Here is a 12,518-nt window from a genome sequence, read left to right on the forward strand (position 1 = left end):
CGTGGCCCGGGCCCCCGGCGTCCCGGTGCCGCGGGCCGTCACGGACCGCCGTGCACCGTCACGGGTGGGACGCCCGGCCGGGCGGACAATTAGAATTGAAAACTGCGCGCCGGTGGGGCGCGGTCTCCCGTTCCGGAAGGGCTTACGGTGTCCAACACAGCTGAATCCACGGCCAAGCGGCCGCTCCGCGTCGCGATCGTCGGCGCCGGACCCGCAGGCGTCTACGCTGCGGACATCCTGACCAAGTCCAACGAGGTCAAGGACGGCGACTTCGAGGTCAGCATCGACCTTTTCGAGGCGTACCCGGCACCGTACGGCCTGATCCGCTACGGCGTGGCCCCGGACCACCCGCGCATTAAGGGCATCGTCAACGCCCTGCACAAGGTCCTGGACCGCGGCGACATTCGGTTCCTGGGCAATGTCACCTACGGCCGGGACTTGACACTGCACGACTTCCGCGCCTTCTACGACGCCGTCATCTTCTCCACCGGTGCCATCAAGGACGCCGACATGGACATCCCCGGCATCGGCCTCGAGGGCTCCTTCGGCGCCGCCGACTTCGTGTCCTGGTACGACGGCCACCCGGACGTTCCCCGCGAATGGCCGCTGGACGCCAAAGAAATCGCCGTCATCGGGAACGGCAACGTGGCCCTGGACGTCGCACGGATGCTGGTCAAGCACGCCGACGAACTCCTCGTCACGGAAATCCCGGACAACGTCTACCAGGGCCTGAAGAATTCGCCCGTCACCGACGTCCACGTCTTCGGCCGCCGCGGCCCCGCCCAGGTGAAGTTCACCCCGCTGGAACTCCGCGAACTCAGCCACGCACGCGACGTCGACATCGTGCTGTACCCGGAGGACTTCGAATTCGACGAGGCCTCCGACGACGCGATCCGGAGCAACAACCAGACCAAAACCATGGTGAACACCATGACCAACTGGCTCGTCGAGGAGCACGCCGAGGCCGAGCAGCCGTCGTCGCGCCGTCTGCACCTGCACTTCCTGCACAGCCCGGTGGAGATTTACGACGACGGCGGGTCCGGCAAGGTTGCCGGCATCAAGTTCGAGCGCATGCAGCTGGACGGCACCGGGAACGTCAAGGGCACGGGGGAGTTCATCGACTACCCGGTGCAGGCCGTTTACCGCGCCATCGGCTACCACGGCTCTGCGCTCGATGAACTGGAATACGACGCGAAGCGCGGGGTCATCCCCAACGAGGGCGGCCGGGTCCTCGACGCCGACGGGAACCCCGTCCCCGGCATCTACACCACGGGCTGGATCAAGCGAGGGCCGGTCGGCCTGATCGGCCACACGAAGGGCGACGCCCTGGAAACCATCGGCTTCCTCCTCGAGGACCGGCTCACCCTGCCGCCGGCGCAGAACCCCGACCCGCAGGCGATCATCGACCTGCTCGAGGAGCGCGGCATCGAGTACACCACGTGGGAAGGCTGGAACAAGCTGAACGCCCACGAGGCGTCCCTCGGCGCATCCTGGACCGAAGCCGCCCAGGCGGACGGCGGCGTCGTGCGTGAACGCATCAAGGTGGTGCCCCGCGAGGAGATGATCCAGATCTCCCGCGCCTAACCCCGCCCCCGGCTGACGAGTTTTTGTCCAGATAATGGCCGTTTGGCACGTTTCAACCCCCATTATCTGGACAAAAACTCCGACGAGGAGGGGCCTACTGCCGGCGCGGCGGCTGGACTAGACTTTTGCGGGCAAGCGTTTGGGCGAGTGGGAGTTCGATGAAGAACCTGATCCAGCCGGCGGCATCCGAAACCAACGATGCGGTGCTGCTGCAGCGCCGCGCCCTGGCAGGCCACGAATTCCTGGGCAGCTGCGCGCAGAGTGACGCGTTCCCCGATGCCGAGGAAATCCCCGGGCTGCGCCGCCTGATCCGGGAATCCTGGCAGCGGTCCGCCAGGCTGCGGGCCAACCCGGACAACCCCGAGGCGCCCCTGGCCATCGCCGCGGACGAGCTGGAGGAATACCGCCGCCAACACCCGCTCGCCGCCATCATGCCCGTGATCCAAAAGCTCCTCATCCGGCCAAGCCATGACAGCGGCCTGCTGGTTGCTGTCGGCGACGAGGTGGGCAGGCTGCTGTGGGTGGAAGGCGATACCGGCGCCCGCAGCCGCGCGGAAGGCATGATGTTCGTCCCGGGCGCGGACTGGTCGGAAGCGACCGTGGGGACCAGCGCCCCCGGAACCGCCCTCGCCCTGGGCCGGGGAATCCAGATTTCCGGCGCCGAGCACTACCAGCGGTCCGTCCACCCGTGGAGCTGCACAGCGGTGCCGTTCCAGGACCCCGACTCCGGCGCGCTGCTGGGGGTCGTGGACATCACGGGCACGGAGGCGGCCGTGGCGCCGCACACGCTCTCGCTCGTCGAGGCCACGGTGGCGGCGGCCCAGGCCCAGCTGCGCGTGGAACGCCTGCAGCTCGCTGCCGCCCAGGAACGGACCAAAGCACGACGGCGGCACCCGGGTTCGGGGGCTGCCGGCGGTTCCGCGCGGGAAGGCAGCCTGTACCGCAACAGCCTGCAGCTGCTGGGCCGCGATCAGGCACTGTTGAGCATCGAGGGCCGCAGCGTGGTGCTGTCCGCCCGGCACAGCGAGATCCTGGCCCTGCTCAGCACCCACCCGGACGGCCTCAGCGCCGAGGAACTGAGCGTCCTCCTGTACCCGGGTGACGGCTCCACGATCACCCTGCGCGCCGAGATGGTGCGGCTCCGGAAGGTCCTGCAGCAGCTGAACGCTGCCTCGGTACCGGAGTCGCGGCCGTACCGGCTGCCCATGGACCTCCTGCCGGACAGCAGCCAGGTGCTCACCTGCCTGCAGCGTGGTGCCCACCGGATCGCCCTGGACATCTACCGCGGCGCCGTCCTGCCCCGCTCCGAGGCGCCCGGCGTCGTCGAGCTCCGGAACCGGGTGTCCGCGCTGCTGCGCGAGGCCGTCCTGACGGACGGCAGCGCGGACTCGCTGCTCAAGTACGCGGAACTGCCGGAGGCAGCCGACGACGCCGGCGTCCGCCGTGCCGCCCTGAAGCTCCTGCCGCCGCGCTCACCCAAGCGGGCCGCCGTCGTCGCCGATCTGGAACGGCTGGAAGCCGAACTGGGCTAGCATCCGGACTTGGGCCCACGCCTGCAGGGGTTCCCTGGCCGAGCTGGGCCCACGACTTCCGGGTTACCTGGCCGAGCTTGCGAGGTTAGGGAGCAGGTGGGGATGCAGTTGCAACCTGGCTGCAACCTGCACGCTCCTACGCTCGATGCATCGGCGAACACCATGATGGATCGCCACCGTGTTGCAGAGCAAAGGAGCTAGCAATGACCGTTTACGCACAGCCCGGCACCGAGGGTTCGAAGGTCACCTTCAAGGACCGCTACGAGAACTGGATCGGCGGCGAGTGGGTTGCACCCGTGAAGGGCCAGTACTTCGAGAACATCACGCCTGTCACCGGCAAGGCGTTCTGCGAGGTGGCCCGCGGCACGGCAGAGGACATTGAACTCGCCCTCGATGCCGCGCACAAGGTGGCTCCCTCCTGGGGCCGGACCTCGGTAGCCGAGCGCGCCGCGGTCCTGAACAAGATCGCCGACCGCATCGATGAGAACGTCGAACTCCTCGCCGTCGCCGAGACCTGGGACAACGGCAAGCCGGTCCGCGAGACCCTCAACGCGGACATCCCGCTGGCCGCCGACCACTTCCGCTACTTCGCCTCCGCCGTCCGGGCCCAGGAGGGCCGGCTGTCGCAGCTCGACGACGACACCACGGCCTACCACTTCCATGAGCCGCTCGGCGTCGTCGGCCAGATCATCCCGTGGAACTTCCCTATCCTGATGGCCGTCTGGAAGCTGGCGCCGGCACTCGCGGCGGGCAACGCCGTCGTCCTCAAGCCCGCGGAACAGACGCCGACGTCGATCCTGGTGCTGATGGAACTCATCGGCGACCTGCTCCCGGCGGGCGTGGTCAACGTGGTCAACGGCTTTGGCGTCGAGGCGGGCAAGCCGCTGGCCTCCAGCCCGCGGATCCGCAAGATCGCCTTCACCGGCGAGACCACCACGGGCCGGCTGATCAGCCAGTACGCCTCCAACAACCTGATTCCCGTCACGCTGGAACTCGGCGGCAAGAGCCCGAACATCTTCTTCGACGATGTCGCCGAATCCAACGACGCGTTTTACGACAAGGCGTTGGAGGGCTTTGCGCTGTTCGCCTTCAACCAGGGCGAAGTCTGCACCTGCCCGTCCCGTGCCCTGGTCCAGGAAGGCATCTACGACTCCTTCATGGCCGACGCGCTGGCACGGACCGAGAAGATCATCCAGGGCAACCCGCTGGACACCGAAACCCAGATCGGTGCGCAGGCCTCGAACGACCAGCTGGAAAAGATCCTCTCCTACATCGACATCGGAAAGCAGGAGGGCGCCAGGGCGCTCACCGGCGGTGCCCGGGCCGAACTGTCCGGCGACCTGGCCGGCGGCTACTACGTCCAGCCGACGATCTTCGAGGGCCACAACCGGATGCGCATCTTCCAGGAGGAGATCTTTGGCCCCGTTGTGTCCGTGACCCGCTTCAGCGACTACAACGACGCCATGGGCATCGCCAACGACACCCTCTACGGCCTCGGCGCCGGCGTCTGGTCCCGCAACGGGAACGTCGCTTACCGGGCAGGCCGCGAAATCCAGGCCGGCCGCGTCTGGGTCAACAATTACCATGCCTACCCGGCCGGTGCCGCGTTCGGCGGCTACAAGTCCTCCGGCATCGGACGCGAGAACCACGCCATGATGCTGGACCACTACCAGCAGACCAAGAACCTCCTGGTCAGCTACAACGAAAACAAGCTCGGCTTCTTCTAGAGCCCACTCAGGCCGGGCGGGGACGGATCAGCTCCATCCGTCCCCGCCCGCACCACGCTTCCCGCCCGCACTGTGGCGGAAGACCGGCCCCTGGCCACCCCCCAGGAAGGCAGCACCACCCGTCCCGCACCACCTACGAACAACGCTTCAACGACGCAAGGATTTCGCCAATGACGACGACAATGCAAGCAGCCGTAGTAACCGAATTCGCCAAGGATCTTCAGATCAAGGACATCCCCGTACCCACCCCCGGCCGCGGCCAGGCACTGGTGAAAGTGATCACCAGCGGTGTCTGCCACACCGACCTCCACGCTGCTGAAGGGGACTGGCCGGTGAAGCCGTCGCCGCCTTTCGTGCCCGGCCACGAAGGCGTGGGCGAGGTGGTGGCCGTGGGCGAGGGCGTCACGGACCTCGCCGTCGGTGACCTGGTGGGCAACGCCTGGCTCTGGTCCGCCTGCGGTGACTGCCAGTACTGCCGCACCGGCTGGGAAACGCTCTGTGAGTCCCAGCAGAACGCCGGCTACAGCGTGGACGGCTCCTTCGGCGAGTACATGCTGGTGGACAGCCGGTTCGCCGCCCGCATTCCGAAGGGCTCGGATCCCGTGGAGGTGGCTCCGGTGCTCTGCGCCGGCGTCACCGTCTACAAGGGTCTGAAAATGACGGAGGCCAGGCCGGGGGAGTGGGTCACCATCTCCGGCATCGGCGGCCTGGGGCACATTGCCGTCCAGTACGCCGTGGCCATGGGCCTGCGCGTCGCCGCCGTGGACATCGCGGACGACAAACTCGCCCTGGCCAAAAAGCACGGCGCCGAACTCACCGTGAATGCGCTGCATGAGGACCCCGCGGAAGTCATCCAGCGGGAAACCGGCGGCTGCCATGGAGTCCTGGTCACGGCGGTGCACCCGTCGGCCTTCGGCCAGGCAATCGGCATGGCCCGCCGCGGGGGAACCATCGTGTTCAACGGCCTGCCGCCGGGCGACTTCCCGGCACCGATCTTCGAGATTGTGCTCAAGGGCCTGACCGTCCGCGGCTCCATCGTGGGAACACGGCAGGACCTGGAGGAAGCACTGGACTTCTACGCGCAGGGCAAGATCCACCCCACCGTTTCCACGCGGGAACTCTCGGAAGTCAATGCGGTCCTTGACGAGATGAAGCACGCCAAGATCGACGGCCGTGTGGTGCTGAGGTTCTGATGCCCGTCACCAGGCTCGACGCCGCCGTGACGCTGCCCGGGGAGGACTTCTCCCGGGTGGCGCTCACCGCCGAGGCAGTGGGGCTGCTGCGGAAGCTCTGGGCGCAGCACGGCCCGCTCATGTTCCACCAGTCCGGAGGCTGCTGCGACGGTTCCGCCCCCATGTGCTACCCGTCCGGGGACTTCCTCACCGGGGAGTCGGATGTGCTGCTGGGGCGGTTTAATCTCTTCGCGGACGACGGCGAAGGGTCCGGTTCCCCGGACGACGGCGGCTACCGAGGCACTCACGACGGCGGCCAGCCGCTGGAATTCTGGATGTCCAGGGAACAGTTTGGCTACTGGAGCCACACCCACCTGACAGTGGATGTGGTGCAGGGCCGGGGGAGCGGATTTTCCGTCGAGGCACCGGAAGGCAAGCGCTTCCTGATCCGTTCCACGCTCATGGACTGGCCGGTGTAGCCGGTAAGAGAGGACTCCTGAAGTCCAGCTTCACAATACGCAGGCGGGGCCACAAGTTAGTGGCCCCGCCTGCGTATTGCCTGTTAAAACGCCTGAGGAAAACCCCCAATTTGGGGTGGCTCAACAGATAAAAGAACTCCGGACCGGCCGCATCCACAAGGTTTTCACGGGCATGGCCACGGACTATGGCACGGTTACATCCCTCCTAGCGGCAGGTTGTGCCATGAATGTCTCAGCATGGAAGTCAGACGGGGGCACGGATCAAAGTCGATCCGCTGCACCCACCAATCCACCAACAAACCGGCGTCAACGACGCAAAAAGCACCGCAAGCAGTCCATCTCCTTCCGGACGGTGGCAGCAGTAACCACGCTCATGATGCCGATCGCCATGGGGTTGCCTGTCGTGGCAGCCAACGCGGTTCAGGCACCTGTGGGGGAGGGATTTACCATCACTCCCTCCGATCTCTCGTTCATCCTCAAGCAGATCAAGATCGCCGAGGCGCACGTGGCCAACACGACGTCGGCCACGGGCCCCTGCGGGGCGCTGATCGGGACCGGCCCCAACCAGATTCCGAGCCCCCTGGTTTCCCAGGGACTCCGGACGGTTGACGGGTCGTGCAACAACCTTCAGGCGGGCCAGGAAACGTTCGGTGCGGCGGACCAGAAGTTCCCGCGCCTGACAACACCTTCGTTTAAGGATGCCGAGAACTCGCCTCCCGCGTTCGGGCCTTCCCAGCCCACGTCGTATGCGCAGAAGAAGGGCAACGTCTTCGACTCCGAGCCCCGCGTGATCAGCAACCTGATTGTGGACCAGACCTCGACCAACCCGGCTGCAGTCGCCGCGGCAGGCAACCCGGTCCGGACACAGGGCAACGAGGGGGTCGTTCCCTGCACGACTGACCCGGATCCGCTGGCAACCCCGCCCGTGGCCGGTGTTCCCGCCGGCTGCGTGCCGTCCCACAGCACGCTGTTCATCGAGAACGTGACCACCGACGTCGGCCTCTCCCCGCCCTACAACTCGATGTTCACGCTGTTCGGCCAGTTCTTCGACCACGGCGTGGACCAGACCGTCAAGAGCGGCGGAACCGTCTTCGTTCCCCTGAAGGATGACGACCCCCTGATTGCAGGCCCGGACCACGTCTTTGGCAACGCGGACGACCTCGATCCGAACCTGCGCTTCATGGTGCTGACCCGCGGCCAAAACCAGCCCGGTCCGGACGGCGTCCTGGGTGACAACCCCGCGACTCCTGCGGACGAAAGCGCCGACGACATCCAGGATGCGAACAACACGGACTCGCCCTGGGTCGACCAGAGCCAGACTTACACCTCGCACTCCTCGCACCAGGTATTCCTGCGGGAGTACGTCAACAACACCGACGGCAAGCCTGTCGCCACGGGCAAGCTGCTCGGCGGACCTGCCGGACCCACTGCCGGCGGCATGGCCACCTGGACCACGACCAAGGCCCAGGCCTCGGCGCTCCTCGGTATCCAGCTGCTGGACAAGGACGTCCTGAATGTTCCGATGGTCGCCGCGGACCCTTACGGCAAGTTCATCCCCGGTCCCGCCCGCGGGCTTCCGCAGTTCGTGACAGATACCGGACTCGTAGAGGCCAACCGGGCCGACAACGGCGGCCTGGGCACCCTGGTGCCGGCGAACGTCAAGTACTTTGACACGCCGTTCCTGACGGACATCGCCCACAACGCGGACCCGAGTCCGCAGGACACCGACCACAACCCGGGGACGCCGAAGGTGACGCCGGCACCGGATGCTGACAACACGGCTTCTGCCGACTTTGCGAACCAGCCGGCGGGCACCTATGACGACGAGATGCTGAATGCCCACTTCATCGCCGGTGACGGCCGCGTCAACGAGAACATTGGCCTGTCGGCCATTCACCAGATTTTCCACTCCGAGCACGACCGACTCGTGGACGACATCGAAAACATCCTCACCAACGACACGTCCGCCAGTGGCGTAGCCGCGCTGCCCGAGTGGAAGCTGGGTGCCGGGGCCGGCGGCTGGAACGGAGAGCGGCTCTTCCAGGCCGCCCGGTTCATCACGGAAATGGAATACCAGCACCTGGTCTTCGAGGAGTTCGCCCGCAAGGTCCAGCCCGCGATCAACCCCTTCGAGCCGTTTGCCTTCACCCAGACGGAGCTCAACCCCGCGATCCACGCAGAGTTCGCGCACGCGGTGTACCGCTTCGGCCACTCGATGCTGACCGAGACGATCTCGCGCCGGAACGAGGACGGCGCCGGTCCCGACGCCGTGTTCGGCACGTCCGATGACACCAAGGGCAGCCAGAACGACATTTCCCTGCTTGACGGGTTCCTCAACCCTCCCGAGTACACCAACGGCGGGCTTGCCGGGCCCCTGACCTCGGAAGAGGCCGCCGGAAGCATCATCATGGGTATGTCGGATCAGGCGGGTAACGAGCTTGACGAGTTCGTAACCGACACGCTCCGCAACAACCTCCTGGGCCTGCCCCTGGACCTTCCCACGATCAACATGACGCGTGCCCGCTCTGAAGGAATCCCGCGGCTGAACGTCCTGCGCCGTGAGCTCTTCAACAAGACGAATGACGGCCAGCTGAAGCCCTACGTCAACTGGGTCGACTTCGGCGAGAACCTCAAGCACCCGGAGTCGCTGGTCAACTTCGTCGCGGCCTACGGCCTGCACCCGTCCATCACTGGTGCAACCACGCTGGCGGCCAAGCGCGAGGCTGCACGGCTGATCGTCAGCCCCGCCGCCGGGGACGTTCCTCCGGCTGACGCCGCAGCGTTCATGAACAGCACGGACGCCTGGGCGAACAATGGCGCCAGCTCGATCACCGGCCTCGACAACGTCGATCTCTGGGTCGGCGGTCTCGCGGAGACGACGGTTGTCTTCGGCGGCCTGCTGGGCAGCACGTTCAACTACGTCTTTGAGAACCAGCTGACGGACCTGCAGAACGGCGACCGGCTGTACTACCTGGCGCGGACCCCCGGCATGAACCTCAGGACGCAGCTGGAGGGCAACTCGTTCGCCGAACTGATGATGCGCAACACGAACGTGAAGAGCCTGAAGGCCGACGCGTTCGCCACGGCGGACTGCAAGTTTGAACTGAAGAAGCTGGAAGGCACCACAGCCGGCTTTGCAGCCTCGGGCAACACCGTACTGGATGACCCGGACTCAGAATGCGATGAGGGAGCTGTGCTGATCCGCATGCCGGACGGCACGATCAAGTACCGTGGCAGGAACACTGTCGACCCCTCCGGCATCAACGGACAGAGCGTCTACAACGGCACTGCCGGCGTGGACCGCATCTTCGGTGGCAACGACAGCGACACCTTCTGGGGTGGTGAAGGCAACGACATCATCGAAGGCGGCGACGGAGCCGACGTCGCGCTCGGTGGCGAAGGGGACGACATCATCACCGACCTTGCCGGTGACGACGTCCCGAAGGGCGGACCCGGCAATGACGCGATTGACGCCGGCCCCGGCCTGGACATCATCATGGCTGGCGAGGGCAAGGACTTCACGAACGGTGGAGCCAATGCCAACGAAACCTTCGGTGGAGCCGGCGACGACTTCATCATGCTCGGCCAGAGCCTTGACGCCGCGTTCGGCGACAGCGGCGATGACTGGGAAGAGGGTGGCGACCAGCCGGACCTGATGCAGGGCGACAGCGGCAACCTGTTCTTCCTTGATGATTCCCAAAAGCCCGGACACGACATCCTCGTCGGCCAGGGCGGCGACGACGACTACGACATGGAGGGCGGCGACGACATCGGCGTCGGCGGTCCTGGCATCGAGAAGGTCGCCGGAGCCTCCGGTTACGACTGGGAGACCGGTCAGGGCGATCCACAGGCCCAGGACCTGGACCTTGCCCTGCCGCTTGTTCCCCTTGACATCCTGACCGTTGACGTCCGCGACAAGTTCAACGAACTCGAGGCCGCGTCCGGCTGGAAATTCAATGACAAGATCCGCGGCGACAACGTCGTTCCCAGTGCCGTTGGCGGCGGCGGTTTCATCGGGTGCAACGTCCTGAACCAGGAGGGCCTGGACCGCATTGCCGGTCTTGACGACCTGGTGCCGGCACTGAACACTCCGGCGGACACGGTCATCGCGGCATCGGCGTCGAAGGACTGCCCGCTGCTCACGGCGGGTTCGAACGTCTGGGGCGATGGCAACATCCTCCTTGGCGGCGGCGGCTCCGACCTCCTTGAGGGACGCGGCGCCGATGACATCATTGACGGCGACCGCTACCTCGGTGTCCGGCTTAGTGTCCGCACCGACCCGAACAACCCCGCAACCGAGATCGGCAGCGCCAGCATTGAAGCGCCGGGGCAGAGCGCCATGACCAGCCGATACCTGAGGGACGCCAACGGCAACCTCACAGGACCGACGCTCCAGGAAGCTGTCTTCGCGGGAACGGTGAACCCGGGCAACATCGTGGCAGTCCGCGAGATCCTCACGGGTTCCGGCGGCACCGACTCGGCAGTGTTCACCGGACCGGAAGCCGACTACACGGTCACCACGACCGGCGGCGACGGCACCCTCGGCTCCCCGGGATCCACCACCACGGTGACCGACAATGTGGGCAATGACGGTACAGACACCGTGCGGAACGTCGAGCGGCTGGTGTTCGCCGACACCGTTGCACCGTCGGCGCCCGTCATCGGCGCGGCAACCACTACCGGCAGCGGCCAGGCTACGGTCAACTTCACCCCGGCAGCAGGCGGCCTCGCCACCAGCTTCGAGGTGCGGGTGGTCAACGCAGCCGGAGCCCAGCTGGGCGCACTTCGGACGGCAGACGCCGGTTCCACCAGCCTGCTGGTTACGGGTCTGGCCAACGGAACGCCTGTCCGCTTCCAGGTTCGGGCAGTGAACGCAATCGGTGCCAGCGCCTTCTCGGCACTGTCCAACGCAGTCACCCCGTCCGCTCCCGTCCTTGCCAGCGCTCCGGCGATCGGCACGGCGACCGCGGGCAATGCCCAGGCCACGGTGCGGTGGACCGCCCCCCCGGCAGTACCCAGCGCGCCTGTCACGCAGTTCCGGGTCCGCGTCTTCGTGGGAACGGGAGCCACTCCGACCCGCGAAATCACGGTCGGCAACGTGACGAACACAGTGGTCACCGGACTGATCAACGGCACCGGCTACACGTTCGATGTTTCGGCGATCAACTCGGCAGGCACGGGCGCAGCTTCAGCCCGCAGCGCGCTGACCACGCCGCGGACCGAATTCGTGGCACCGACCGTCACAGCCAGGACCCCCGCCTCGGGCGCCACGTCCGTCAGCCAGACGAACAACCTGACCGTGACCTTCAGTGAGCCGGTGGCGAATGTGACCACGACCACCGTGGTGCTGCGGCTCGGCACCACTGTCATCCCCGCCTCGGTTACGTACAACAACGCGACCCGGACGGCGACTGTGAACCCGACCGCCAACCTGCTGGCTGACCGCACCTACTCGCTGGCTGTCTCCTCAGTCCGCGACACTGCCGGCAACACCATCGCGTTCACGTCATGGCAGTTCACCACCGGCCCTGCCCCGACGGTCGTTTCGGTGACGCCGGCCATCGGTGCCAGCAATGTGAGCCGTACGGCGAACGTGACGGTCCGCTACAGCGAGCCCGTGACGAACGTCAACACCGGAACCGTGGTGCTGCGGCGCGGCGGACTGACCGGCCCGGTCGTTACGGCGACGGTGACCTACAACGCCGCGACGCGGACCGCGACGCTCAACCCGTCGGCAACGCTGGCGGCCAACACCACCTACACCGTGGCAACGTCCTCCGTACGGGATCTGGCGGGCAACCCGCTGGCGTTCCGGTCCTGGACGATCCGGACGGGTGCCGTGTAGTCGAGTTGGGGGCTGGCGGCCCAAGCAGGGGCCGCCAGCCACCAGCAAGGAACCACGCCCGGCCCTCCACACCGCGCAGCCGCAGCGCGGGAGGAGGGCCGGGCGTGGTTTTGCGTTGCTGCCGTCTCAGTATTTGGGACAAATGTGGCCGTCCACTGGATGGACACTATCCTTGATAG

General features: G+C 66.5%; 6 protein-coding genes. All 6 read left to right on the top strand.

The window, feature by feature from the left end:
* Positions 1-147: 147 nt before the first annotated feature.
* The 6 genes from ACFTSA_RS02175 to ACFTSA_RS02200 all read left to right on the top strand — a co-directional run bounded on the left by ACFTSA_RS02175 (position 148) and on the right by ACFTSA_RS02200 (position 12,339).
* The gene (locus tag ACFTSA_RS02175; RefSeq protein WP_377949248.1) at positions 148-1,584 is read left to right on the top strand and encodes an FAD-dependent oxidoreductase; all 1,437 of its coding nucleotides are present in this window, start codon (positions 148-150) and stop codon (positions 1,582-1,584) included.
* Between the two features lie 158 nt (positions 1,585-1,742).
* Positions 1,743-3,116: a GAF domain-containing protein gene (locus ACFTSA_RS02180; RefSeq protein WP_377949251.1), complete on the top strand. Its 1,374-nt coding sequence runs from the start codon at positions 1,743-1,745 to the stop codon at positions 3,114-3,116.
* Between the two features lie 203 nt (positions 3,117-3,319).
* Positions 3,320-4,843 carry an aldehyde dehydrogenase family protein gene (locus ACFTSA_RS02185; protein ID WP_377949253.1) on the top strand — a complete coding sequence of 508 codons (1,524 nt, stop codon included), beginning with the start codon at positions 3,320-3,322 and terminating at the stop codon, positions 4,841-4,843.
* A gap of 170 nt (positions 4,844-5,013) precedes the next feature.
* The gene (gene adhP, locus ACFTSA_RS02190) at positions 5,014-6,036 is read left to right on the top strand and encodes an alcohol dehydrogenase AdhP (protein ID WP_377949256.1); all 1,023 of its coding nucleotides are present in this window, start codon (positions 5,014-5,016) and stop codon (positions 6,034-6,036) included.
* Positions 6,036-6,494, top strand: coding sequence for a DUF779 domain-containing protein (locus tag ACFTSA_RS02195; RefSeq protein ID WP_377949259.1), 459 nt, complete (start codon positions 6,036-6,038; stop codon positions 6,492-6,494). Before adhP ends, ACFTSA_RS02195 begins: the two co-directional genes overlap by 1 nt.
* Before the next feature lie 352 nt (positions 6,495-6,846).
* Complete coding sequence (locus tag ACFTSA_RS02200; RefSeq protein ID WP_377949261.1) at positions 6,847-12,339, top strand: peroxidase family protein; 5,493 nt, start codon at positions 6,847-6,849, stop codon at positions 12,337-12,339.
* The last annotated feature ends 179 nt before the right edge of the window (positions 12,340-12,518 follow it).

The sequence above is a fragment of the Arthrobacter sp. NPDC057013 genome, from assembly GCF_042674585.1.
Lineage (GTDB): Bacteria > Actinomycetota > Actinomycetes > Actinomycetales > Micrococcaceae > Arthrobacter.

Bases quoted from the DNA above. Each gene is read 5' to 3' on its own strand.
- adhP (WP_377949256.1), top strand. From the start codon at position 5,014: ATGACGACGACAATGCAAGCAGCCGTAGTAACCGAATTCGCCAAGGAT.
- ACFTSA_RS02185 (WP_377949253.1), top strand. From the start codon at position 3,320: ATGACCGTTTACGCACAGCCCGGCACCGAGGGTTCGAAGGTCACCTTC.
- ACFTSA_RS02180 (WP_377949251.1), top strand. From the start codon at position 1,743: ATGAAGAACCTGATCCAGCCGGCGGCATCCGAAACCAACGATGCGGTG.
- ACFTSA_RS02195 (WP_377949259.1), top strand. From the start codon at position 6,036: ATGCCCGTCACCAGGCTCGACGCCGCCGTGACGCTGCCCGGGGAGGAC.